This is a genomic window from Streptomyces sp. BE303, assembly GCF_036290945.1.
In the GTDB taxonomy this organism is placed as follows: Bacteria; Actinomycetota; Actinomycetes; order Streptomycetales; family Streptomycetaceae; genus Kitasatospora.
On sequence record NZ_JAQYWZ010000656.1, the window covers coordinates 40530 to 65175 of the forward strand.

At 74.0% G+C, this 24646-nt stretch carries 19 protein-coding genes, 1 tRNA gene and 1 pseudogene; 9 read left to right on the forward strand and 12 right to left on the reverse strand.

The annotated features are described in order from the left end of the window. Positions 1 to 20: 20 nt before the first annotated feature. Entirely contained in the window at positions 21 to 938 is a 918-nt protein-coding gene (locus PUR56_RS15800) for a sigma-70 family RNA polymerase sigma factor (protein ID WP_329949387.1), read from the reverse strand. A 112-nt stretch (positions 939 to 1050) separates the two neighbouring features. Next, entirely contained in the window at positions 1051 to 1674 is a 624-nt protein-coding gene (locus tag PUR56_RS15805) for a cysteine hydrolase family protein (RefSeq protein WP_329949388.1), read from the reverse strand. Positions 1675 to 1771: 97 nt separating this feature from the next. On the opposite strand from PUR56_RS15805, the gene PUR56_RS15810 reads away from it, so the two are divergent. After that, complete coding sequence (locus PUR56_RS15810; protein ID WP_329949389.1) at positions 1772 to 2737, forward strand: GlxA family transcriptional regulator; 966 nt, start codon at positions 1772 to 1774, stop codon at positions 2735 to 2737. Here PUR56_RS15810 and PUR56_RS15815 read toward each other — a convergent pair. Continuing rightward, positions 2734 to 3780 carry a TetR/AcrR family transcriptional regulator C-terminal domain-containing protein gene (locus tag PUR56_RS15815; protein WP_443034511.1) on the reverse strand — a complete coding sequence of 349 codons (1047 nt, stop codon included), beginning with the start codon at positions 3778 to 3780 and terminating at the stop codon, positions 2734 to 2736. The two genes, PUR56_RS15810 and PUR56_RS15815, sit on opposite strands and share 4 nt — an antisense overlap. Before the next feature lie 196 nt (positions 3781 to 3976). On the opposite strand from PUR56_RS15815, the gene PUR56_RS15820 reads away from it, so the two are divergent. Then, a complete protein-coding gene (locus tag PUR56_RS15820) occupies positions 3977 to 5092 on the forward strand; it encodes an FAD-dependent monooxygenase (RefSeq protein WP_329949391.1) in 1116 nt (371 codons plus the stop codon). A 113-nt stretch (positions 5093 to 5205) separates the two neighbouring features. Next, complete coding sequence (locus PUR56_RS15825) at positions 5206 to 5706, forward strand: cupin domain-containing protein (RefSeq protein ID WP_329949392.1); 501 nt, start codon at positions 5206 to 5208, stop codon at positions 5704 to 5706. 42 nt (positions 5707 to 5748) lie between these two features. On the opposite strand, the gene PUR56_RS15830 is transcribed toward PUR56_RS15825, so the two are convergent. Continuing rightward, positions 5749 to 6510: a hypothetical protein gene (locus tag PUR56_RS15830; protein WP_329949393.1), complete on the reverse strand. Its 762-nt coding sequence runs from the start codon at positions 6508 to 6510 to the stop codon at positions 5749 to 5751. A gap of 347 nt (positions 6511 to 6857) precedes the next feature. Between PUR56_RS15830 and PUR56_RS15835 the strand changes: the two genes are divergently transcribed. Together PUR56_RS15835 and PUR56_RS15840 are read left to right on the forward strand one after the other, a co-directional pair. Continuing rightward, positions 6858 to 8183: a hypothetical protein gene (locus PUR56_RS15835; RefSeq protein ID WP_329949394.1), complete on the forward strand. Its 1326-nt coding sequence runs from the start codon at positions 6858 to 6860 to the stop codon at positions 8181 to 8183. Positions 8184 to 8253: 70 nt separating this feature from the next. Further along, positions 8254 to 8337: transfer RNA gene (locus PUR56_RS15840), tRNA-Leu, on the forward strand. Between the two features lie 213 nt (positions 8338 to 8550). Here the strand turns inward: PUR56_RS15840 and PUR56_RS15845 are convergent. After that, a complete protein-coding gene (locus PUR56_RS15845) occupies positions 8551 to 11232 on the reverse strand; it encodes a PKD domain-containing protein (protein ID WP_329949395.1) in 2682 nt (893 codons plus the stop codon). A 257-nt stretch (positions 11233 to 11489) separates the two neighbouring features. Continuing rightward, positions 11490 to 12617, reverse strand: coding sequence for a hypothetical protein (locus PUR56_RS15850; RefSeq protein ID WP_329949396.1), 1128 nt, complete (start codon positions 12615 to 12617; stop codon positions 11490 to 11492). 323 nt (positions 12618 to 12940) lie between these two features. Here PUR56_RS15850 and PUR56_RS15855 point away from each other — a divergent pair, with 323 nt between their 5' ends. After that, positions 12941 to 13420: a hypothetical protein gene (locus PUR56_RS15855; protein WP_329949397.1), complete on the forward strand. Its 480-nt coding sequence runs from the start codon at positions 12941 to 12943 to the stop codon at positions 13418 to 13420. Positions 13421 to 13477: 57 nt separating this feature from the next. On the opposite strand, the gene PUR56_RS15860 is transcribed toward PUR56_RS15855, so the two are convergent. Together PUR56_RS15860 and PUR56_RS15865 are read right to left on the reverse strand one after the other, a co-directional pair. Next, complete coding sequence (locus tag PUR56_RS15860) at positions 13478 to 14323, reverse strand: hypothetical protein (protein WP_329949398.1); 846 nt, start codon at positions 14321 to 14323, stop codon at positions 13478 to 13480. Between the two features lies 1 nt (position 14324). After that, positions 14325 to 14735 carry a hypothetical protein gene (locus PUR56_RS15865; RefSeq protein ID WP_329949399.1) on the reverse strand — a complete coding sequence of 137 codons (411 nt, stop codon included), beginning with the start codon at positions 14733 to 14735 and terminating at the stop codon, positions 14325 to 14327. 479 nt (positions 14736 to 15214) lie between these two features. On the opposite strand from PUR56_RS15865, the pseudogene PUR56_RS15870 reads away from it, so the two are divergent. Then, positions 15215 to 15328, forward strand: a pseudogene (locus tag PUR56_RS15870) (hydrolase); the annotation flags it as partial. A 378-nt stretch (positions 15329 to 15706) separates the two neighbouring features. Continuing rightward, positions 15707 to 17077, forward strand: a complete 1371-nt coding sequence (locus PUR56_RS15875) for a glycoside hydrolase family 18 protein (protein WP_329949400.1) — start codon at positions 15707 to 15709, stop codon at positions 17075 to 17077. Positions 17078 to 17162: 85 nt separating this feature from the next. Here the strand turns inward: PUR56_RS15875 and PUR56_RS15880 are convergent, their stop codons facing one another. From PUR56_RS15880 to PUR56_RS15895, 4 genes are all read right to left on the reverse strand, one after another. Further along, positions 17163 to 18557, reverse strand: coding sequence for a glutamate-cysteine ligase family protein (locus PUR56_RS15880; RefSeq protein ID WP_329949401.1), 1395 nt, complete (start codon positions 18555 to 18557; stop codon positions 17163 to 17165). Then, a complete protein-coding gene (locus PUR56_RS15885; RefSeq protein ID WP_329949402.1) occupies positions 18554 to 20257 on the reverse strand; it encodes a flavin monoamine oxidase family protein in 1704 nt (567 codons plus the stop codon). The genes PUR56_RS15880 and PUR56_RS15885 overlap by 4 nt, the downstream gene beginning before the upstream one ends. Before the next feature lie 126 nt (positions 20258 to 20383). Then, positions 20384 to 20620, reverse strand: a complete 237-nt coding sequence (locus tag PUR56_RS15890) for a chaplin (protein ID WP_329882004.1) — start codon at positions 20618 to 20620, stop codon at positions 20384 to 20386. Positions 20621 to 20735: 115 nt separating this feature from the next. Then, positions 20736 to 23303: a SpoIIE family protein phosphatase gene (locus tag PUR56_RS15895; protein WP_329949403.1), complete on the reverse strand. Its 2568-nt coding sequence runs from the start codon at positions 23301 to 23303 to the stop codon at positions 20736 to 20738. Between the two features lie 307 nt (positions 23304 to 23610). Here PUR56_RS15895 and PUR56_RS15900 point away from each other — a divergent pair, with 307 nt between their 5' ends. Beyond that, the gene (locus PUR56_RS15900) at positions 23611 to 24540 is read left to right on the forward strand and encodes an AurF N-oxygenase family protein (RefSeq protein ID WP_329882006.1); all 930 of its coding nucleotides are present in this window, start codon (positions 23611 to 23613) and stop codon (positions 24538 to 24540) included. Positions 24541 to 24646: the final 106 nt, after the last annotated feature.

Below are 24646 nucleotides of genomic sequence, written 5' to 3' on the forward strand. Positions count from 1 at the left end.
CCGCCCGGACGCCGTCGGCCCTACGCGCCGAACGCCGCCAGGTCCAGCACGGCGAGCCGCTCCGGGTCGCTCAGCACGTCGATGGCCGTGATCGTGCCGCCGACCACCGTGAAGGCCATGATCGAGACCGGCCGTCCGTTGGCACCGACCACCACGACCCCCGCCGCGCCGTTGACGAGCGCCGGGCGCGCGTACGGCGAGAGGCTGCGGAACATGACCGCCTGGCCGGCCACCGTGCGGGCGCCGTTGAGGACCACCGGCCGGCGGTCCCGGCCGGCCGAACCGTCGGCGCGCAGCACCACGTCCGGGGCGAGGACGGCGAGCAGCGCGTCGAGGTCGCCGTCCCGGGTGGCGGCGAAGAAGGCGTCGACGGCCACCCGCTGCCGGGCGAGGTCCCGGTCCGGGGCGGGCGCCTGCCCCTGGACCTTGCGGCGGGCCCGGCCGGCCAGCTGGCGGGTGGCCGCCCCGGTCTTCTCGATCAGCGGCGCGATCTCGTCGAACGGCACCGCGAACAGGTCGTGCAGGACGAACGCGACCCGCTCGGCGGGCGACAGCGACTCCATCACGACCATCAGGGCCAGACCGACCGAGTCGGCCAGCAGCACCTCCTGTTCGGGGTCGACGGCGTCCGCGCGCCCGATCAGCGGGTCCGGTATCCGGGGCACCTCGGCGACACCCGCCTCGGCCCGCGACTCGAAGGACTCCTCGCGCCGCCGGGCGCGCGACCGGAGCTGGTTGAGGCAGATCCGCCCGGCCACCGTGGTCAGCCAGCCGCCGAGGTTCTCGACGTCGGCGGTGTCGGTCCGGTCGTACCGCAGCCAGGTGTCCTGGACGGCGTCCTCGGCCTCGCTGATCGAGCCGAGCATCCGGTAGGCGACGGCCCGCAGATGGGACCGGTGCGCCTCGAAGAGTTCGGCCGGCAGTGCTTTCTCGTCCACCCGTGTCACATTCCTTCGTCGCCGTGGGCCGTCGCTCCGGAACCGCGCGACCCGGCGGCTCCGACCGGAAGATCAACTTCCGGCGGGGAGACGAAGTGCCCGACGGCGGCGGTCAGGACCGCCCGGCGGTCACCGGCCCGCCGGCCCTCGCCGCCGTCACCACCGACTCCGCGGTGACCACCTTGGCGAACCGCATCGCGTGCAGCACCGCGCCGGTGGCCCGGGCCAGTTCGGCGGCCGGGACGGTGACCCCGTCGGGCCCGGCCATGTCGAACGCGTGCATCGCGTCGATCGGGAAGACCGCGTCGTACCCGAGGTTGCCGGCCATCCGCGCGGTGGTCTCGTTGCAGACGTTCGTGATGATGCCGACGATGACGACCTGCTCCGCGCCCCGCTCCCGGAGCCAGGCGTGCAGGTCCGGCGTGCCGTAGAAGGCGCTGTTCACGGTCTTGGTGATGTGCAGGTCCGGTTCGACCGCCGCCACGAAGTCCTTCAGCTCGTGGCCCGGGGTGCCCTCCGCGAGCGGCCCGGTGGGGGAGACGTGCTGCACGGTCACGATCGGCCGTCCGGTGGCCTGCCACACGTCGATCAGTTCGCCGATCCGTCGTTCGGCCCCGGGGTTGTCGCGTTCGCCCCAGAACGCGGTGTCCTCGAAGCCCTTCTGGACGTCGATGACCACGAGGACGGAGTCGGGGGCGATGGTGAGCGGGGCGTCGAAGGCGCTGGTGTTCGTCATGCGTCCATCGTGCGGCGGCCCCTCCCGGCGGAGTGAGGGGCGGTGGGGCCACCCATCGATATGATCCTGCCAACCGGCAGGGAGAGGGTGGACGGTCGTGCGCACGGTGGGGTGTCTGGTCTTCGACGGCGTCCGGGCCTTCGACTACGCGGTGATCGGGGAGGTCTGGGACAACCGGCCGAGCCGGCCCGGACTGCCCGACTTCGAGCTGCGGGTCTGCGGCCCGGCCGGCGCCCGGGTGCGGCTCGGCGGCGGCCTGGAGCGGGTGCCGGACCACGGCCTGGACGCGCTCGCCGAGTGCGACCTGGTCGTCGTCCCCGGGATGGAGCGGCCGTACGAGCCGCGCGACCCCGCCGTGCCCGCCGCGCTGCGCGCCGCGCACGAGCGCGGCGTCACCGTCGCCTCGCTCTGCGCGGGTGCGTTCGTGCTCGCGGAGGCGGGGCTGCTCGACGGCCGCCCGGCCACCACCCACTGGGCGCTCGCAGGCGAACTCGCCCGGCGCTTCCCGGCGGTGGACGTCCGGCCCGAGGTGCTGTTCACGGGCGAGGGGCAGATCTGGACCTCGGCGGGGGTGGCGGCCGGCATCGACCTCTGCCTGCACCTGGTCCGTGCCGCCCACGGCGAACGGGCCGCCGCGAGCATCGCCCGCGCGATGGTCACCGCGCCGTTCCGCTCGGGCGGGCAGGCGCAGTTCATCCCGTCCCCGGTCCCGGAGGACGGCGGTGCGGACGGGGACGACCCGCTGGTCCGGGCCCGCGCCGAGGTCCTGGCCGCGCTGGACTCCCCGTGGACGGTCCGCCGGATGGCCGGACTCGCCCTGATGTCGGAGCGCTCCTTCGCCCGCCGCTTCGTCGCCGCCACCGGGACCACGCCGCTGCGCTGGCTGCTGGAACAGCGGGTGCTGACGGCCCAGCGGCTGCTGGAGGAGACCGACCTGCCGGTGGACGCGGTCGCCGTCCGCTGCGGCTTCGGTTCGGCCGTCTCGCTGCGCCCCGCCTTCACCACCCGGGTCGGCGTGGCCCCGCGCGAGTACCGCCGCGCCTTCCGGGGCCGGGAGCTCTAGGCCCGGGGCCGGCCGCCACCGGTGATTCGGGCCGCCCGGTCGGCTCCGGCGCTCTCGATCCGGGGCGTCAGGCCGTCCAGGAGGTTGGCCAGGCCGAACTCGAACAGGGCGTCCAGGTCCAGGTCGTAGCCGCTCGCGAGGTCCGCCATCAGGCGGGTGAAGACCGGGAAACGGCCCGAGTCGGCGAGCGGGCCGAGGGCGGGGACCCGGCTGTCCGTCCACTGGTCGGCGGTGACGCCGGTGGAGGACTGGGCCTGTGCCTCGCGCTCCAGGTTGACGGCGATGCCCTCGATGTAGCTGTACAGCAGGACGTGGACGTCCATCATCGTCGTGGGGTCCAGGCCGTGGCCGTCCAGTGCGGCGAGCGCCCACTCGGCGTGGGCCAGCAGGTTGGGCAGCATCAGCGGCCGGGTGACCGGGCTGAGCTGGGCGAGCCAGGGGTGACGCCGGAACAGCGCCCAGAGGGTGCGGGCGCTCAGTTCCAGGCGGGGCCGCCAGCCGGCGGGCGGCTCGGCGGGGTAGGAGGCGTCGCCGAACGCGGCGTCGGCGGCGAGCAGGACGAGTTCGTCCTTGCTGGTGACGTACCGGTACGGGGACATCGCCGAGACTCCGAGCCGGGCCGCCACGGCGCGCATCGAGAGGGCGGGGAGGCCTTCCGCATCGGCCAGGGCGAGGGCGGCCCGGACGATCCGCTCGCGGCTCAACTCGCTTTCCTGCGGGTGCTGGTGCCGAGCGGGCTGGTGCGGACGCGTGGGAGCCGGTGCGTCGGCCCCGGTGGCCGTGGTCGTCGCGGAGGGCGTGGCGGGCGTGGCGGGCGTGGCCACCACGGTGCCGACCCGGGGGAGAGCCTCCACCAGGCCCTCCAGGCGCAGCACGGTCAGCGCTTTGGTGGCGGTGGCGAGGGCGACGCCCCACTCCTGGGCGATCCGTCGGGTCGAGGGCACCCGCTCGCCGGGCGAGAGCTCCCCGGTGCTGATGCGCCGCCGCAGTTCGGCGGCGATGCGCCGGAAGGGGGGCGGGGCTGTGTCCGGTGCCACGGGCAGGGCTCCTCGGGTGAGGTTTTTCGTGGGGGCGGCCGCTCTGTACTAGCTCAGACCCTAGCAGCGCCGATGGCGGTCCCGGCCGTTCTGTCCTAGCTCAGAACTGGGCCCAAGCGGCGTGGAGGGCGCTTGCGGCGCCCTGAATTTACGTCGTACATTCAGGTCGCTTACAGCGTACGAAGCCGAACAGGGAGCACCCGTGAAGACCGTCCTCATCTCCGGTGGCGGAGTCGCCGGCACCGCGCTCGCCCACCTGCTGCACCGCAACGGCTTCGCCCCGACGGTGGTCGAGCTGGCCCCTGGCCCCCGCGCCGGCGGCCAGGCGGTCGACATCCGGGGCGTCGCCCTCGACGTGGTCGAGCGGATGGGGCTGGGCGAGCAGGTCCGTGCCGTCCGGACCAGGATGCGCGGCATGTCCGTCGTCGACGCCGACGGCAACGAGGTGCACCGCTCCACCGAGGCGACCTACAGCAGCGGCCGTCTGGACAGCGGTGACGTCGAGCTGCTGCGCGAGGACCTGGTCGCGATCCTGGCCGAACACGCCTCCGGTGAGGCCGAGTTCGTCCACGGCGACAGCATCGCCGCGCTCCGCGAGGACGAGCACGGCATCCACGTCGCCTTCGAGCGCGGGCGGCCCCGCACCTTCGACCTGGTGGTCGGCGCGGACGGACTCCACTCGCGGGTCCGCCGGCTGGCCTTCGGCCCGGAGGGGCGGTTCCTGCATCCGCTCGGCACCCACGTCGCGATCTTCGAGGCCGACAACTTCCTCGGCCTGGAGGACTGGCAGGTCTGGCACCGCGACGGGGAAGCCGGCTACGGCGTCTACCCCGTGCGCGACAACCGGGAGTTGCGGGTCACCTTCGGCTGGAGGAGCGAGGAGGCCGTCGAGCGGGACGGCGATGCGGCGCGGACGCTGGTCGCGGAGCGGATGGCGGAACTCCGCTGGGAGACGCCCCGGCTGCTGGCGGCGCTGCACCGTTCGACCGGCTTCTACGCCGACGCGATGGCGCAGATCCACCTGGACCGCTGGTCCGCGGGCCGCGCGGTCCTGCTCGGGGACGCCGGGTACTGCGCCTCGCCGCTGTCGGGCCAGGGGACCGGCCTCGCCCTGGTCGGCGCCCACCTGCTGGCCGACGAACTCGGCCGGGCCCGTGCGGCCGGGGAGGGGCACGCCCCGGCCTTCGACCGTTACGAGCGGCGGATGCGCCCGTTCGTCGACCTCAACCAGGCGCTCGCCACCGAGAACCCGGGCGGCCCGGCGTCCGAGGAGTCGGTCGAGCGGGCGAAGAACGCGATCTCCCTGGACGCGAATTGACCCATGATTCCGACGGCTGAATGCACCATGCTCCTGGTCGCATCCGACCTTAGAGTGATCATCACGAGGTCGCGGCAGGGAGCCGGGACCGCCCGATCCGGGGGAGCACCACCATGACCGCCAGCCCGCTGAAGCCGCTGCTGACCCGCGCCGCCACCGCCGAGACCACCAGCGACCCGAGCAGCGTCATGACCCTGCTCGCCGACTGCGGGACCGACGGCAGCCCGATCACCAGCTACCGTTCCTCCTTCGCCGAGGGGGCCGTCGGCGCCCCGGCCCACTTCCACACCCGGGCCTCCGAGCTGTTCTTCGTCATCGGCGGTGCGCTCCAGGTGCTGGTCGAGGACACGGTGGAGACCCTCGGCGCGGGTGACTTCCTGCTCGTCCCCCCGCACGCCCCGCACGCCTTCGCCGCCGCACCCGGCTCCGCGGCCGACGTGCTCTTCGTGTTCACGCCGGGCATGCCCCGCTTCGACTACCTGCGGCTGCTCGGCCGGGTGATGCGCGGCGAGGCGAGCCCGCAGGAGATCAAGGACTCCTCCGAGCTGTACGACAACCACTACGTGGACAGCCCGCTGTGGCGCGCCACCCTGGCGGCCGCAGCCGGCAAGTGACCTGCCGGGAAGGGGCTCCGGTCCCCGGGCCGGGCCCCGGCGTCAGTCGCGGGCCGGGCGGCTGCGGCCACGGGCGCCCCGCCGCGCGTCCGGGCGTCGTCGTGCACGCGCCGACGGCGGCGGTGGTGCGGGTCCCGGCCGGGCAGCCGGGGACAGGCCGGGCGGCACGTCGAGTGGCGCGTCGGGCGGCCCGCCGGGCGGTGCGGGCTCGGGGTGCGGGCGGTGCCGGATCCGCAGTTCCACCGGGACCGCGGGGGAGAGCGCCTCGCGCAGCTCCCGGTGCAGGGCGTCGGCGTCGGTGTCCGGCGGGAGCGACTTGGGTGCCAGCCGGTGGCGGGCGAACTGTGCGGTCAGGGTGACGGTGAGGGCGGCCGGGCGCGGGTCGCCCCCGTGGGGTGCCTCGGTGGAGCGGTCGATCCGGATCCGCCGCAGTTCGGTGACGGGCATGGGGCGTCCGACCCGTGCACCCCGGACGAGGGTGACCGTGGCCGGCCCGTCCGCGGGGGCGAAGCGGAGCCGGTGCACCTCGTGGAAGGCGCTGCGGGTGAGGAACGCCCACCCGGCGACCGCCGCCGCGCCACCGATGAGGGCGGCCACCGACCAGACCGGCCCCCATCCCGTGCCGGTGAGGAGCATGAGGACCGCCACGGGGCCGGAGGCGAGCGCGCCGACGAGGAACAGTGCGGGTACGGCCAGCGCCGACCCGAGCGAGGTCGTGAACGCGTAGCGGAGGGAGCCGCCGCGCTCCCAGAGGACGAGGTCGAGCACGTCCGGGTCCGAACGATCGATCCGTACCCGCTGCATGACGCAACGTTAGGTCGGAGTCGCCGGTCGGTGGAAGTGGGTGCCCGGCCGTCCGCCGGACGCGCGCGGCCGGGGCCGCCGGGGCCGCCGGACCCGCCGGGCGCGTCATCGGCCAGGGGGCGGGGGGCTGGGCCGAACCCCGCTTCGGGGGTGGCCCCGGGGGAGCGCCGGACTCCGGCCGGCTCGCCCCCGCCTCCCTCCGAAGCGGCGATTTCCGCTCCCGATCGGTCCGTTCGGATCGCTTTTCGACCAGTACCGGTCATGTCCTGGTGCGCTGTGTGATCGAGCCGTTACAGTCGCCCATCGTATGCGGATGATCTCCATTGGATCGGACTGAGGCGGTAGCCATGGCACAGGAATCCAGGATCGACGTAGCCCTCGCACTCAAGGAGGGGCAGGCGGAGCCCGGTTCGGCAGAGGTGGCGGAGCTTGCCGCCACCCTCTCGCCCGAGGTGTGGTTCGCCGGTGCGCTGGAGCGCTCGGAGGGCGGCGGCCGGGAGGCCGACGTGGTCTGGGATCTGAGCGGCACGTACAAGGACCGGACCGCCCGGGGCAAGGCCGCGGTCTACTACGCCAACCCGAAGATCGGCCTGCGCCGGCCGTTCGTCTTCGCGGACGGTTTCAACTACGGCCCGAGTGACCTTCCCGGCCTCTTCGCGTACTTCAACACCCCGTACGACGGCAAGCAGGGCCTCTTCGACCAACTGCTCGGCCAGGGCATCGACGTGGTCCTCCTCGGCTTCGAGGAGCGGCACACCTACATCCAGGCCAACGCCGAGGTCGCGATCGACGGCATCCTCCGGGTGATCGCGGAGCGCGTCGGCGACGAGCGGCTCACCGTCGGAGGGGTGAGCATGGGCGGCATGATCACCCGCTTCGCGCTCGCCAAGCTGGAGACCCAGAAGGTGGATCACCAGACCGGGACGTACCTCTCCTACGACACGCCGCACAACGGCGCCTGGATCCCGCTGATCCTCCAGCAGCTGGCGTACTTCTTCGAGGACGTCACCCCGGCCGGCCCCGGCGGGGTCAAGCAGGCCGACCTGATCCGCAGCCCTGCCGCCCAGCAGCTGCTCTGGGCCTGGGTGGAGAACTCCAAGTACTCGGGACCGGTGGCGACGTCCAGCCCGCTGCGCAAGGAGTTCCTGGAGGACCTCCGGCGGTTCGGCGACTTCCCGGCCGTCCCGCTCAAGCTCGGGGTCTCCAACGGCCGGCGCGACGGGGTCGGCCTCCCGCTGCCGGCGGGCGAGGTGGCGTTCGACTGGCAGGCCCTGATCGCCAGCGCGACGGCCCGGTTCCAGGCCGAGAGGGGCGAGAAGCAGAAGATCGGCGGCATGCACCTGGGCCTGGCGGTCCGCCGCAGCACGACCACCGACGTCCCGGCGCTGGACGGGGCGCCCGGCGGCACGCTGGACTCCTTCGGCAAGGTCGCGGACGCGCTGAAGGCGAAGATCTCCGACGACTTCCGCAGCGGGACGTTCGTGCCGTCGGTCAGCGCGGCGGCGCTGGCCTTCGACCCGGTGAAGTGGGACGTCGCCCCGACGCTGTCCATCACCGACGCCGACCTCGAGAACGGTCACCTGGACGAGGTCGCTTTCGACACGGACAACCACGAGCACAGCCACATCTCCGGCGGCCTGATCGACTGGATCGTGGCGCGCGTCGGGCGCTGACCTGGCACGCCTCGCCGAATTGGTTCGAAGCACCCCTGCGCATGGGCTATGGTTTACCCATCACCCAGATGCGCGGGTGGCGGAATAGGCAGACGCGCTGGATTCAGGTTCCAGTGCCCGAAAGGGCGTGGGGGTTCAACTCCCCCCTCGCGCACATTGGTCAACCGACCCGGAACGGCCGGTCGAACCGACTTCACGTCGGATCGACCGGCCGTTCTGCTGTCCGGGCCGGGCCGGACAGGCCCCAGGGCGGGCGGGGCGGGCCAGGGAACGACCGCTGCCCCTCACCACGGTGAGGGGCAGCGGTCGTTCCCTGGGGCCTGGCGGGCGGGGGCCCGGGGCCCTCCGTCCTGTCCGTGGAGCGGTGTCAGGAGGCGGTGACCGCGAGCTCGCCGAGCGTGGGCGCGCCGACGGCGGCGCTCACGCTGGCCCACTCCGACCAGGCACCTCGGTCGTAGTCGCCGGTGGCGCTGTACAGGAAGCCGCCGACGACGGTGTAGAGGTGCAGCCGGTTGCCGATGGCCACGGCCGAGACCCGCTCGACGGAGCCGCGGTCGCCGGTGGCGGCGGTGACGTCGCCCCAGCCGGACCAGCGGCCGGCGGCGTAGTCACCGCTGGCCTGGTGGAGCCGGCCGCCGGCCGTGGCCACGACGTGCAGGGTGCTGCCGATGGACGCGGCCGACAGCTGGGTGACGGGCCCGCCGGAGGGCAGGCCGAGTGCCGAGGTCACGTCGCCGGAGCTCCAGGCGCCGCGGTCGTAGTTGCCTTCGGCGTCGTAGACCCGGCCGTCGGTGCCGAGGGCCACGACGTGCAGGGAGTTGCCGTTGCGGGCGGCGGTGATCCGCGCGGCACCGTGCAGCCCGGAGGCCGAGGTCACGTCGCCCCAGCCGGACCAGGTGCCGGAGTTCCAGTCGCCGGTGGCCTGGTAGACCCTGCCGCCGACGAGGGCGAGGACGTGCAGCTTGCGGCCCATGGCGGCGACGGCGACCTGCTGGGGAGCGCCGGGCAGCGGCCCGGCCGCGTAGCCCGCGGTCACCTCGCCCCAGCGGCTCCAACTGCCGTCCGCCATGGACCGGTCGGTGATGTGGATCCGGCCGGCGGCCGCGACCACGTTGTGGACCACGCCGTCGTCGGTGCTGCCGACCGCGGTCGAGGTGACGGCGTTCTCGGGGAACGGCCGCCCGTCGGCGGGGACGGGGGTGAACGGCGCCCAGACGCCGTAGCCGTAGTGCGCGCCGCTGTTCAGCAGCGAGGAGTAGCCGGTGGCCAGCACCTGCACCCGCTCACCGGGCTTGAGCACGGCGAGCGAGGGGGTCTCGGTGACCTGGAGCTCCCTGCTGACGGCCCGCTGCCGGGCCTCGTCGCGCGCCGTGAAGGTCACGGTGTAGGTGCCCGCCGCCGCGTAGCTGTGCGTGACGCGGTCGGTGTCCGAGTACACCACGGCGGTGTTGCCGTCGCCGAAGTCGATCGTGCCGTCGACCAGGGCGTAGGGCGACATCCCGCTGAGCTCGAACTCGTAGGTGTACGGCCAGCCCGCGTTCTTGGCGTTGAAGCTGGCGAGCAGCGGGAAGTCCGGGTTCGCCTGGATCGTCGAGATGGCCGCCGCGGCCCGGCCGCCCGCGGCGTCGACGGCCGTGGCGGTCACCAGGTGGAAGCCGGTCGAGGTGTAGGTGTGCCGCACGGTGGCGTCCGTCGTGCGGACCGGCTCGCTGCCGTCCCCGAAGTCGACGAGGTAGGCACCCGGGCCGAGGTTCCAGGAGTTGTCGAAGCCGAGCTGGGCGACGACGGTGAAGGGCACCGGTCCCTTCGGGGTGGTGACGCCCTCGCCGGTGATCTCCAGACGGGTCTCGCCGACCATGCCGCCGAGCTCGTGGGCGCCGCGGTCGCGGGTGCCGGTCCCGGTGTTGGCGACGTCGGGGTGGTCGAGGGCGGGCTGGCCGAACAGGTCGGTGCCGACGCCGGGGGCGGTCGGGTCGGCGGAGTCGATCGCGCCGGCGGCGGCCGGGGTCAGCCGGTTGAACGGGCGGTCCGGGGTCATCGCGGAGTACTCGATGTCGAGGTCCAGGTCGTGCGTGCCCTGCCCGGTGGCGGCGGCGAACGCGGCCGGGGACGCGTAGCGGGTGCCGGCCCACTTGTAGGGCTGCGAGCCGGACTTCGCGTGGACGACGTTGTAGTCGACGCTCGCGGTCGGGGCGGCCGCGGCCGAGACGGTGATCTGGGCCTGGTCGTCGCCGAAGGGCGAGCAGTACGGACGGTCGGCCTGGCCGCTCTTCGCGTTCCCGTCGACCGCGATGTTGTTCTTCACCACGGCCCGCGGCGAGTCGCCGTCCAGCAGGACGCTGCCGAAGCAGGTGAGCGCGAAGGTGTTGTTGGTGACGGCCAGGTCGGCCACGCCGGTGGCGGTGACGCCGGTGGTGCTGGTCCGGCTGAAGTCGTTGCCGGTCACCAGGACGTGGTGGGCGGCGCCGTCGACGACGAGGCCGTATCCGTGGTTGAAGGAGTTCCGGCTGACCGTGACGTGGTCGCTGCCCTCGCCGATGTGGAGGGACTGCTGGTAGCCCGAGCGGTCGTACCAGTTCTGGTCGATGACCACCCGTGTCGAGCCGAGGACCTGCACGCCGCGCGGGGCGAACGTCCGGAAGCCCCGGATCGTGACGTCGTGCACGCCGGTCAGGACGAAGGAGCTGCGGTCCGCCGGTCCGCGGACGGCCGGCGCGTTGTGGAAGGGCGCGGTGTCGACGGGACCGCCGAGGAAGGTGATCGGCTGTTCCGGGGTGCCGGAGCGGGTGATCCGGACCTCCTCCGGGTAGTCGCCCGGCCAGACCCGGACGGTCTGCCCGGGCTCGACGACGGCGGCCGCAGCGGAGACGGTGCAGAACGGCCGCGCGACGGTTCCGGCGCCGGCGCCCTGGTCCGCGCAGTCTCTGGAAAGCTCGTTGACGTGGAGCGTGGTCGCGGTGGCGGCCGGGGCCGCGGTGGCCGGTCCCGGCAGTCCGAGTGCGGCGCTGGCCGTGGCGACAGTCAGTCCGAGGACGTGACGCAGACGCACGTGGTGCCTCCCCCTTCAGGATGTGACGGTGCGTTCACCGACGGGCCTGCACGCGTAGGTCCTGGGCGCGCTTCGGGCAGGGTCGGTGAAGATCGGCCCGAGTATGGCAGGGCTGATGCTCTGTGGGCGACCGTAAATCCGATCGTCGTACGGTCGTGATCTTGCTGGCCCGAATCGTTCACTTTCCCCCCGGAAAGCCCGTGAGCCCCCGGCCGAGGGTGCTCGGCCGGGGGCTCACGGGTGGTGCCTGTGTGCCGTCAGGCGGCGGCGACCGAGAGGCCGGTGAGGCCGGGGGCCCCGACGGCGGTGGTGACGTTGCCCCAGCCGGACCAGGCGCTGCGGTCGTAGTCGCCGGTGGCGTTGTACATCCAGCGCCGGGAGAGGGCGTACAGGTGGAGCTTGTTGCCGATGGCGACGGCGGAGACGTCGTCGATCGGGCCGAGCGGCCCGGCGGCGGTGGTCAGGTCGTGCCAGCCCGCCCAGTAGCCGGCGGCGTAGTCGCCGGTGGCCTGGTACAGGCGCTCGTCGGTCACGGCGATGACGTGCAGCTTGCTGCCGATCGCGGCGGCGGAGAGCTCGCTGATCGCTATGGCGGAGGGCAGGCCGATCACGGAGGTGGGCTCGCCGGAGCTCCAGGTGCCGCGGTCGTAGTTGCCGTCCGCGACGTAGACCCCGTCGTCGAGACCGAGGCTCACGACGTGCAGGGAGTTCCCGGTGACGGCGGCCGTGACCCGGGTGGAGAGGGGCAGGTCGGCGGCCGAGCTGACGTTGCCCCAGCCGGACCAGCTGCCGGCGCCCCAGTCGCCGGTGGCCTGGTAGACGTCACCGTCGACGAGGGCGAGGACGTGCAGCTTGCGGCCCATGACGGCGGTGGCGACCTGCTGGGGGGCGCCGGGCAGCGGCCCGGCGACGGCGGGCGAGGTGATCTCGCCCCACGAGGACCAGCGGCCGTCCGACATGCGCCGGTCGGCGATGAAGACCCGGTTGCCCGCGGCGGCCACGTTGTGGACCACGCTGTCGGTGGTGGTGCCGATCGCGGTCGAGGTGACGGCGCTCTCGGCGAAGGGCCGGTTGGTGGCGGCCAGTGTGGAGAACGTGGCCCAGACCCCGTAGCCGTAGTGGGCGCCGCTGTTCAGGAGGGAGGTCTCGTTGGTGCCCAGCACCTGTACCCGCTCACCGGGTTGGAGCACGGCGGTCCTGGGATCGACGCCGGTCCGGAGCTGGGCGGGCACCCCGGCGAGGGCGGTCCGCGCCTGTGCCTGGACGCGCTGTTCGGTGTGGAAGGTGGTCACGGCGGCCGCCGGTCCGGCGACGGCCGGGACGGACAGGCCGAGTACGGCGGTGGCCGCGACGACGGTCAGCCCGAAGGCGTGACGCAGGCGCATGGGGAATGTCTCCTCTGGGTGAAGTCGCGCCGAGTATCGCAGGCGCCGGTCGGACGTGAGCGATCGGGTTGCCCGGTCCGGACCGCGCCCCCGGCGGTCCGGTCCGTGCCCGTCGGGGCCGGACCGCCGGTGTTGTGCGGGCAACTCGCTCCGGCCGTAAGGCTGTTACCGGTCGGTCGGGGTGGTGGCGGGTGCCCGCCCGGGGTGAGGTGTGCGGGAGGACGGGCGCCTCGTGGGTGGGGCGCCGCGGCCGTCCGTGACGTCGGGCGGTCGGTCCTCCCGCGCGCCTGCCGCCCGGCAGGGCGGAGTGTTCGGAGGCGGAGATGGCAGCGATGGCGAGGACGACGAGGACGACGAGGACGGGGAGGTTCGGGAGGGCGGTGGCCTCGGCGGCGGTGGTCGTCGGGTTGGCGCTGGCCGGAACGGTGGGTACGGCCACGTCGGCCCAGGCCTTCAACTCGGTGTGGGAGCGCTGCTCCACGGAGGGGCCGCGCACCGATCCCACGCTCGGCGGCCCGTACCTGTGCGGCGGCAGGTGGGGCTCCCCCTGGTACGTCCACTTCCCGGACAAGGTGGAGCAGGTCTTCGCGGTCGGCACCGACTTCGCGGTGTGGAGTACGTGGACCGGTCCGGGCACGCGGCAGTGGGGCCCGTGGGTCTCGATGGGCGGGCGGGTGACCGGTGGGGTGTCCGTCGCCTCCGAGGACGGGTACGTGCTGCAGCTGGTCACGACCGGCACGGACGGCAAGCTCTGGTACAACACCCGCGGGAGGAACGGCGTCTGGACCGGTTGGTTCCGGTAGTCGCACCGGCGTCGCCCGGGCCTGTGGCTCGGGCGACGCGGGTGCCTTCGGAGGAGGTCAGGCGACGCAGTCGGGGACGGCGGGGGCGCTGCCGACACAGTTGTCGGGGACGTTGCCGCTGACGGGCGAGGTGGTGAGGGTCATCTCCCCGTTCCGGCGGTAGACACCTGCCGCGTTGATGGCGCTGTTGGCGCTGACCGAGGTGCTGGTGAGGGTGGTCGAGGTCGCGTCGACCGCGGCGATCCCCCCTCCCTGGGCCCCGGAGCTGTTGCCGTTGACGGCGCTGCCGGTGGTGGTCAGCGAGCCGCGCAGGCCGTTGTAGACACCGCCGCCCCGGCCGGTGGCCCTGTTGCCGGACACGGTGCTGTCGGTGAAGGTCGCGGCCGGGCCCTTGGCGGGGGCCGCGGTGTCGGCGTTGGCGAGGGCGCCGCCCCGGCCTGCGGCGGTGTTGCCGGTGAGCGCGCTGGCGGTGAGGGTCACGGCTCCGTGGTTGAGGATGCCACCGCCGTCCGTGGCGGCGCGGCCGTTGCGCAGGGTGACCTTGCCCTTGAGGGTCAGACTGCCGCCGGCGGAGACCTTGGCGATGCGGAAGGCCGGTGTACCCGGCGTCGACGAGCGGGTGATCGTGTCCGTGTCACCGGTCAGGGTGATGGCGGTGGTGATCACCGGGAGGGCGTTCGGGCCGTCGCCGTCACTGCTGTGGGGTGAGGTGATCGTGTACGTGCAGTTGGCGGCGAGGACGACATCGCCGCCGCCGGCCGTGTTGGCGGCGTTCACGGCGGCCACCAGCGCCCCCTCGTCGCAGGCCACGACGGCCTGTGCGGTGGACGGGGCGAGGGCGGCGGCGGTCGCGGTCAGGACGATCGCCCCCACGACGGCCGGAACGGTCCGGACAGTGCGCATCTCAGGCCGCCGCACACGAGGTGACGGCGGCCTGGGCGGCGGCGACGGAGGTGGCGGCCGCGGCGGCACTCGCGTCGGCGGAGGTCTCGGCCGCGGCGGCGGCCGCGGTCGCCGTCCCGGCGGCCTCACCCAGGACCGTCGCGGGTTCCCCCGCGGCGATGGCGGCGGCCAGGGCCTTGGCGGCAGCGGCCGAGGTGGCCGCGTCGCTCTTGGCCACGTCGGCCGCCGCCGCGGCGTTGGTGGCCGCCGTGGCGGCCGCGGTGGTGGAGGCCGCGCAGGCCACCGGATCGGCCGCCGCGTGGACGGCCGGAGCCGGGGCGGGACTGAGGGCTTCGGCGGGCGACACGAAGGCCGTGCCGGCCACGAGGGCACAGGCCGTGAGGGTCGCGGCGGCGAGAGGGCGGAGCTTCATGGAGATCCCCTGTTCGGGTGTCGGGAGGGAGACGAGCGCGGAGGGTCCGGCACAGGTGGACGGCCACGGATCCCGGGTCCGGGTCCGGGGCTGCTCGTACCTGGAGCGAAGCACGTGAAGGGGCTTCTGTCCGTGCGGTGTTCGGCCGGCCCCGGGTCCGGCGGTGCTCCCGTGCCGGACGAGGGATCGGGTCCCGGCCCTGGCCAGGACCGGTGGCGTCCCCGTTCGGTTGTCCTCCGCTCGGCCGATCCGCGCGGCCTCGGACGAGTAGCCGAGGAGGTCCGCCGCCGGAATGAGGGCGGGCCGCCCCGCTCGCCCTGCCCCGTCCCGGCCGGAGACCCCTTGACTGGTCCTTTTGCGTGCATTCTGACTAAAAATCCAGTCAGGATGCCGTGCGCGGCACCCGCGGACCACCAGCCCACCCTCTCCCCGAAGGCGACCCGCCCGTGACCTCGTACGACCTCCTCACCTCCTGCGGCTCCCCGCGGGGCCGGCCCGCCGTCCTCGTCGCCGACCTCGACCTCGACCAGCGCCGGGACTGGCTGGAGTTCGGCCTCCTGCGGACCCGCCGCCCCGAGCTGTACGGCCCGCTCGCCGAGCAACTCGCCACCCCGGCGGTCCAGGGCCCGGCCGGGAGTCCGGCCCCCTGCGGTCACGGTCGCGTCGCAGGGGGCCGGTGCCGTACGCAACCCCGGGCTCGGGAGTATCGGACTGGCCGTCAAGTTTGGCAGGTCTTACGGGACTTGGGTCGTGCGGGGGCGATCGGTCCGGCAGGGTGCGGCGTTTGCAAAACCTTTGCCTGATCCGGTTGACAGGTCTAGACCTACCCCTGTTGAGTCGTCGCGCCCCGCACGTGACGGCCTCCGGGCCCGGTCCGTCCCACGACGGACCGTTCGGGGCAGTGGTCTCCCTGCCGCCGTCCTCCGTTCCCACGATCGTGCGGCCCCCACCGCACAAGGGGTGATCTCGTCATGCGTCACAGATCCACGACCCGGCTGACCCTCGGCGCAACCGCCGCGGCCCTGCTCGGCCTCCTCGTCCCGCTGGCGCCCGCCGCGATGGCGGCCGACCCCGATTCGGCGGCCGTCTCCCGGGACTCGGGCGACCAGGACCGGTCCGGCGGGTTCAAGTACAAGCGGGTCGGCTACTTCATCCAGTGGGGCGTCTACGCCCGCAACTTCCACGTCAAGGACCTGGAGACGAGCGGCACCGCCGACAAGCTCACCCACATCAACTACGCCTTCGGCAACGTCGGTTCGGCGGGCACCTGCCAGATGGGAGGCCCCGGCTCCGACACCTGGGCCGACTATGTCCGCCCGGTCGGCGCGGCCGAGTCGGTGGACGGCGTGGCCGACGCCGACGGCCAGGCGCTGGCCGGCAACTTCAACCAGCTCCGCAAGCTCAAGGCCGAGCACCCGGACCTCAAGCTGATGATCTCGCTGGGCGGCTGGAGCGGCTCGGCCTACTTCTCGGACGCGGCGCGCACCGCCGCCGGGCGCAAGGCGCTGGTCGCCTCCTGCATCGACCTCTACCTCAAGGGCAACCTGCCGGCCGACGGTGCCCGGGGTGGCGCGGGCGCCGCCGCGGGGCTCTTCGACGGCATCGACCTCGACTGGGAGTGGCCCGGCTCCGAGGGCGCCCCCGGCAACGGCATCCGCCCCGAGGACAAGAAGAACTTCACCGCCCTCGTCCACGAGTTCCGCACCCAGATCGACGCGTACGGGAAGTCGTTGTCCCGCCGCAAGCACTTCGAGCTGAGTGCCTACGTGCCCACCGCCCCCGCCAAGATCGACGCGGGCTTCGAGGTCTCCAAGATCATCCGGGACTTCGACTTCGTGAACCTCCAGGGCTACGACTTCCACGTCTCCGGCGAGAAGACCACCGCCCAGCAGTCCGCGCTCTACGCCCGGAACGACTTCAGCGTCGACCAGACCGTCAACGCCTGGCTGCGGCGGGGCGCCCCCGCGCGCAAGCTGGTGACCGGCCTGCCGTTCTACGGCCAGGGCTGGACCGGGGTCACGGGAGGGGGCGACGGTCTCGGGCAGCCCGCCGCCGGTCCCGCCCCGGCGACCTGGACGGCCGGTACCGAGGACTACAAGCTCCTGAAGAAGCTCGCCGACTCGGGGACGTACAAGCTGTACCGGGGCCAGAAGAACGGCCACGCCTGGCTCTTCGACGGCACCACCCTGTGGACGTACGACGACCCGACCGTGCTGCGCGCCAAGGCCGCGTACGTGCGCAACGAGGGTCTCGGCGGCGCCATGATCTGGTCGCTCGACGGGGACACCCCGAACGGTGAGCTGATCACGGCGATCGACCAGGGCCTGAGCCGCCGGCACTGACGCACACCGCACGTTCCGCACACCGCACGTTCCGCAGGTCCGGTCCGGCTCGCGTCGGCCGGACCTGCGGCTTCGGCGGGGAGGGTCAGACGCGGAACGCCGCGACGTAGCGCCGGGGTTCGCGCCGCAGGTCGGCCTCCCAGCGGTCCGCGCACTGTTCGGCGAACGTCTTCCGGGTGTGCAGCACCTCGTCCAGGGGATCGAGGTAGGCGAGGACCTTCGGCGGTTCCAGCCCTGCCTCGACCCGGGCCCGCAGCCCGGCCCGGGCGAGCCGGACCAGTTCCGCCGCGAGGTCGTGGACGCGGTCGCCGCCGAGGTTCGTCCGCAGGCCCTCGGACGGCAGCGCGGCCATCGCCGCCCGGTGGTCCGCCGCGCTGTAGGGGCGCAGCAGGTCCCAGGCCGCCGCCCGCGACGGCGGGTGGTAGCTGAGCCCCACCCACAGCGCGGGGACGGCCGCGAGGTGCGGGTACGGCGGGCCGTCCCCGGCCCGTAGCTCCAGGGTCCGGCGGACCCTGACCGCCGTCCAGATCTGCGACAGGTGGGAGACCCAGTCGTCGAACGCCGGAAGGGTGCCGTCGTCGAAGCCCTGCCGCAGGACCGCGCCGAACGGCCGGTCGGGTGCCGGCCGGTAGCCCCCGTCCGCGCCCCGGTGGTAGATCATCGGGAGCCCGAGAGCCCAGTCGACGACGTCGTCGGCGCCCACGTCGTCCCGCAGGGCGGCCGGCATGACACCGCAGCGGCCCGGGTCCATCCGCAGCCAGTCCTGCGAGCGGTGTGACAGCAGACCGTTGGAACGACCCTCGTGCAGGGGCGAGTTGACGAACAGCGCGGTGACCGTCGAGGACGCCGCCATCTGCATCCGCAGCTTCTCGGTGAAGTCCCGCTCCGAGAGGTAGTCCAGGTGCACCTGGGCGGACAGCGAGAGCGCCATGACGTTCGGCGCCCCGCGCCCGGCCGCGCCGATCCGGGTGAAGTAGTCCCGCATGACGGCGCCGCGGACCATCGGCACCCACGTCATCGCGTCCACCCGGTCGAAGGGGAGCCGCGCGCCCGGCAGCAGGGCCAGACCGAACCGTCCGACCAGCTCGGACAGCCGCTCCAACGCCTCGCGCGTGCCGTCCACGGCCGCGGCCAGGCCGGCCACCGGGACGGACGAGTACTCCAACTGCCCGCCGTGCTCCAGCGTGACGAGGTCACCGCCCGGCAGGTCGACGCCGGTCAGCCGCCCGGCGTCCGTCCGGCGTTCGCCGCCCCACTCGGCGAGCACGGTCTCCAGGACCTCCTCGATCCCTCCCGCGCCCTCGTAGGGGGCGGCGAGGCCGGTCTCGGGGTCGACCACGCCGTTCTCGATCTCCAGCCCGACCAGTTCGGTGCCGCCCGCCGCCGGGACGAAGATCGACCGGAGGTCCTCGCGCCGCAGCCGTCCGGGCCCGGTCCCGCCGGTCCCGCCGGTCCCGCCGGCCACGCGCCCGCCGGTCACGGTCGGCTCCCCACCGTGGCGGTGCCGTACCGCTTCCCCTGGTCGAGCACCCGGAGCACCACGTCGAGGGCCGACTGCGCGGCGCCCTGCATCCACGCGTGCGAGGCGGACAGGTGCTCGCCCGCGAAGTAGATCCGCGGGTCGTCGGCCGGGTGCGGGGTGCCCAGTCCGCGCAGGTAGCGGATGTGCTCGCCGGGTGCGAGGTGGGCGAACGCGCCGCCGCCCAGGCCGATCTGGTCGTCCCAGTTCCAGTGCACGATGTCGTCGACGTCGTGGCGGATGAGGGGGTGCAGCCGCTCCAGGCACTTGAGCACCAGCAGGTCGCGGTCGGGCTGCGGGAGGGTCGTGAAGCGGCGGGCGTTGGCGCCCCAGAGGTAGGCGCCGGTGAGCACCGCGGACTCGTGGGACCGGTCGGGGTCGAGGGCGACCAGGTACGGGCCTCCGGCCGGGCCGTCGCCGTTCGTGCTGACGGAGCCGCTGACGGAGCCACTGACGACGGAGCCGCCGATGCCGGGCCCGTGGCCGCGGTGGCCGTTCCCGCCGGATCCGTTCCCGCCGGATCCGTTTCCGCCGGGCGCGCTCCCCCCGGGGCCGGTCCCGTCCACGAGCGTGCGGGCGTTGTCCGACGGGTACCAGCACTGCTGGATCGGCATGTCCGTGAAGCTGCCGCCGCCGAAGATCCCGTCCGCCAGCTCCCAGCTGCGCCGTCGGGTGTGCACCAGGACCTTGGTGCTGCTGGCGTAGCTGATGCCGCGGATGGCGTGCTGCTGGTGGTGCGGCAGGTCGGGCCGGAAGACGATCTGGTCCAGCGCGGGCACCGGGACGCAGCAGACCACGAAGTCGAACCGGTCGGAGACCGGGCTGCCCAGCCGCAGTCCCCGCACCCGCACGCCCGATCCGGTCAGCGAGAGCTCGTCGATCCGGGTGGACAGGCGCAGGGTCCCCGGCCGCAGCGCCCGGACGAAGGACTGCACCAGGGTGTCCATCCCGTCGACGAGTTCCACCTGCCCGAGGTGGAACAGGCCGAAGTAGTCGACGAGGACCTCCAGCAGGCACGACTGTTCGTAGTGCGCCAGGCCGCTGGCGTGGCCCAGCAGGTGCCAGGCCTCCGGCGACAGCCGCTCGTGGACGTACTGCCAGAGCGACACGGTGGTGAGCCGGTCGAGGGCGGGATCGTCCCACCGGCCGGCCAGCAGGCGCCGCTGCTGGTCCGCGGTCAGCGAGCTCCACACCGCCCTCAGCAGCCTGTCCAGGACGTCGAGCGGGGCGCCGAGCTCCTCGGCGCGCAGCGCGTAGACGGAGTTCAGCGACCGCCCGTCCCGGATGCGGACGCGGTGGCCGCGCAGGTGGTAGTAGGCGGCGGGGTTGAAGTTGACGAACGGGCGGGTCCGCAGCCCGAACGCCGCGATGTAGTGCTGGATGCAGTGGTGGTTCGCGGGGACGCGCATCGCGCCGAGGTCGGCGTACGTGCCGTCCCAGAAGCGGTGGGTGCGCACACGGCCCCCCGGGCGGTTCAGCCGCTCGTACAGGACGATGTCGTAGCCCCGGCGCTGGAGCTCGTAGCCGGCGACCAGGCCGGCGATGCCGGCGCCGATCACCGCGCCGCGACCGGTGGCTCCGGCCGTCGGCGTCAGCAGGCTCTTGGGGAAGGCGAAGCTTTCGTCGAACATCAGCACCTCGCTGGGTCGTCGCCCCAGCATGAGGCGGTGCATCGTGTGCGAGCCACCCGGGAGCGCCCATCCGGACGGGGCCGGACGCGCGGGCGGGGCCGGACGCGCGGACGCGGGCCCGCCCGCGAGGGGCGGACCCGCGTCCGGGACGGCGGATCAGGCGTTGATGCAGGTGTTGCCGAAGGCCGGGTTCAGGACCCCGATGAGGTTGATCGAGTTGCCGCAGAGGTTGATCGGGATGTGGACGGGGATCTGGATCTGGTTGCCGGAGAGGACGCCGGGGGAGCCGACGGCCACACCCTCGGCGACGGAGTCGGCCGCGGCGGTACCGCCGCCGGCGAGGACCGCGGCGGCGGCGAGGGCGCAGGCGGCGAGGGTGGTGCGAGTACGCATGTCTCTCCTTAACGGGTGAGTTGGCACATCAGAGCACCAATCACACCGGTCGAGGGCGGCGACCGACCCGCATTGGTCGGATCGGGGGCGTGTCCGCGGCACGGCGGGAGGCCGCTCAGGGGAGGTCCTGCTCCGCCCAGATCGTCTTCCCCTGCCGGGTGTAGCGGCTGCCCCAGCGGTTGGTGAGCTGGGCGACCAGGTAGAGGCCGCGTCCGCCCTCGTCGGTGAGGCGGGCCCGGCGCATCCGGGGCTGGGTGGCGCTGGGGTCGGAGACCTCGCAGGTGAGGCGTTCGGCGCGGATCAGCCGGACGCCGACCGGGCCGCCGGCGTAGCGGATCGCGTTGGTGACCAGCTCGCTCAGCACCAGTTCGGTGGTGAACACCAAGTCCTCCAGGCCCCAGGCGCGGAGCTGTCCGGTGGCGGCCTCCCGGACCCGGGCGACGCCGGCCGGGTCGGCGTCGAGGGTCCAGCCCGCCGTGGCTTCGGCCGGTACCGCCCGGGTCCGGGCGAGCAGCAGCGTGACGTCGTCGGTGAGGCGGTGCGCGGGCAGACCGGCGACGACCTCACGGCCGAGGTCGCGCAACGACGGGGTGCCGGCGCCGCCGGCGGCGGGGCCGGGCCCGGCCACGGCGGCGAGCCGGCGGCCCAGTTCGGCCATGCCCTCGTCGAGGTCGTCGCCGTACCCCTGGATCAGCCCGTCGGTGTAGAGCGCGAGCAGGCTGCCGGGGACGAGTTCGACCTCCGTCACCTCGAACGGCAGGCCGGTGACGCCGAGCGGCGGACCCGGCCGGACGGGCACGTAGGTGACGGCGCCGTCCGGGGCGACGACGGCGGGGGGCGGATGCCCGGCGGAGGCCATCGCGCAGCGCCGCGACACCGGGTCGTACACCGCGTACACGCAGGTGGCGCCGAAGGGGACGGCCTGCTGGTGGTCGTCCGGGTCGGCCTCCTCGTCCGGCCGTTCGGCCTCGACCATCAGCTGGGCGACCAGGTCGTCCAGATGGACCAGCAGCTCGTCCGGTTCCAGGTCGAGGTCGGCGAGCGTCCGGACGGCGGTGCGCAGCCGCCCCATGGTGGCGCTCGCGGCGAGCCCGTGGCCGACGACGTCCCCGGCGACCAGGGCGACCCGGGCGGAGGACAGCGGGATCACGTCGAACCAGTCGCCGCCGATGCCGCTCGCGGTGTCGGTCGGCAGGTAGACGCTGGCGGTGGAGACGGCGGCGGTCTCGGCCTGCGAGGGGGGCAGCAGGCTGCGCTGGAGGCCGACGGCGGCGCGGTGCTCGCGGGTGTAGCGGCGGGCGTTGTCCAGGGCGAGGGCGGCCCGGTCGGCGATCTCGCGCAGCAGTTCGCGGTCGGCGGGCAGGTAGGGCGGCCGGTTCGGGGCGCGTCTGACGGTCACCCGGCCGAGGAGGCTGCCGCCGGCGCGCATCGGGGCGGTCATCTCGGTCGGGACGCCCGCCGGGGCGTCGGCCCCGGCCCCGGCTGCGGCTCCGCCCGCCCCGGCGTCGGGGGCCTCGACGCCGGGCGTGCCGGTGACGCCGGCGCCTTCGGCCGGGGCAGCGGGATCGGCCGGATCGGCGGGATCGGCGGGGGTGGGCGGGTCGTCGGGGTCGACCTGGACGGCGACGCCGGTGGGCGGGGCCGGGAGCGCGTTCGGTCCCGGCGTGACGGCCACGGCGGTACGGCGCAGCACCAGGCGGCCGTCCCGGCCCGGGGCCGGTTCCTCGCCGACGAACACGGCTTCGGCGACGTCGACCACGGCCAGGTCGGCGAGCCCGGGGGCGAGGACGGCCGCCAGCTCCTCGGCGGTCGCCGAGACCGACAGCGAACCACCGACGGCGGCGGTGGCCCGGTGGAGCAGCGCGAGCCGTTCGCCGGACCGGTGCAGTTCGGTGACGTCGGTGAACAGCGCGGTGACCCCGATGACCTGACCGTCCGGGGCCTGGAGCCGGAACGCGGAGATCGCCATCACGGCGCCGCCGGCCGGGTCCTCGATGGTGCGGACCAGCTCCTCCGCGCCGACCAGCGGCCGGCCGGTGCGCAGCACCTCGTGCAGGCCGCGTTCGACCGCCTCGGCGTCCTGGGGCTGGAGGAAGTCGCCGAGGCGGCGGCCCCGGAGGTCCGGCGGGAGACCGCTGTAGGGGAGCAGGTGGGTGTTGGTGCGGATCAGCCGCAACCGGTCGTCGAAGACGGCGAGGCCGACGCGGTCCTGGAGGAACAGTTCGCGGGTGAACGCCTGGTCCTGGCGCGAGCGGGCGACCTGCGTCGCGGGGGCGGCGAGGACGAAGTACCGGGCGGGGGCGTCGGGCCGGTCGTGGCCGTCGCGGAGGTCTTCGCGCGGGCCGGTGGGCGGGCAGCTGCACGGCTCGGTGGGCGGGCCGCCGAGCGGCAGCACCTGGTAGGCGACCGCCAGCTCCTCGCCCCGTCCAGAGCGGAGCTCCGCGGCGCCGGACCAGCCGTCGAGCCGTTGCTGCTCGGTGAGGTCCGCCAGCGAGGGCCACCCCGCCGGGTCGGCGAGCAGTTCCCGGACGGGCCGGCCGCGGACCTGGGCGGCGCCGAGGGCGAGCAGCCGTTCGGCCTCCAGGGTCCAGCCGACGATGCGGCCGTCCGCGTCGAGCAGGGCTCCGGCCGCGCTGCCGAGGAAGGGCGATCGGCCACGGTGCAGGGCGTCCGCCGCGCTCATCCGGTCCGCTCCTCTCCTCCGCCGGCGCCTCACGGGCGCGGCCTGGGACCTCTCCATCATCCCCCGGCCGGCCGGGGCCGCCAGTTTCGCGGGCCCGGCCACAGGGCCGCCCGGGGGACCGCCGGCGTACGGGAGGGGTGGGGGAGGGGGCACGGGAGGGGCTCGGGGCGGCGCACGGCCGGGGAGGCGGTGTCCTGCCGCGCAGGGGGTTCTCGGGCGCGGGCTCTTATTGTACTCTCCGTCAATAAGCGGGGCGGGCGGGATCCCGCGCAGGCCACCCACCCGGAGCATCCACCTGGAGGCAGCCATGGCTCACCCGGCGCCACGCACCCACACCACCGCGCGCGGCAGCGCGCACACCGCGGCCGACGACGACGTCTCCAGGCGGCTGCTCGACTCCGCCGCGACGCTCTCCTACGACCCGGCCGTCGAGATCGACTGGGACGCCCCGCTCCCGCCCGGGGACTACGGGCTCAACCCGGAGTGGAGCACCCTCTACGGCACCGCGCTCTGGGCGGAGATGACCGAGGAGCAGCGGGTCGTCCTCACCCGGCACGAGGTCTGCTCGATCATGACCACCGGCATCTGGTTCGAGATGATCCTCCAGCAGATGGTGCTGCGCGACCAGTACCTCAAGGACCCCGCCAGCGCCGCGTTCCGCTTCGCGCTCACCGAGATCGCCGACGAGTGCCGGCACTCGATCATGTTCGCCCGGGCCTGCGAGAAGATGGGCGTCCCGCAGTACAGGCCGAACCGCCTCATCGCCCAGGCCGGCCGCGCCTTCAAGGCCCTCGCCCGGGGCGAACTCGCCTACGGCGGCATCCTGGTGGCCGAGGAGGTACTGGACGTCATGCAGCGCGACTGGATGCGCGGCGAGAACGTCCTGGAGATCGTCCGGGGGACGTCCCGGATCCATGTGGTCGAGGAGTCCCGGCACATGAAGTTCGCCCGCCAGGAGATCCGCGAACGGCTGCGCGGTGCGGGCCCGGCCCGCCGCCGGGCGGCCGCCACGGGGATCGCGACCGGGGCCTACGTCATCGTCAGCAGCATGGTCCACCCGGGCGTGTACGCGGCGGCCGGGCTGGACGTCGGCCGGGCGGTGGCCGAGGCCCGGGCCAGCGGGCACCGGCGGGCGATGATGCGCACCAGCAGCCGCCACCTGATGGCCTTCCTGGCCGAGACCGGCCTGCTCACCCGGGCCTCGGCGGCGCTCTACCGCCGCGTCGACATGCTCTGAGACACGGCCCGGCCCCGTTCACGACCCGACGCGTTCAGGGCGCGGCCCGCGCGGCCCGCGTCTGCCCGTGTCGGCCCGCACGCACCCGAACCCACTGGAACCCACG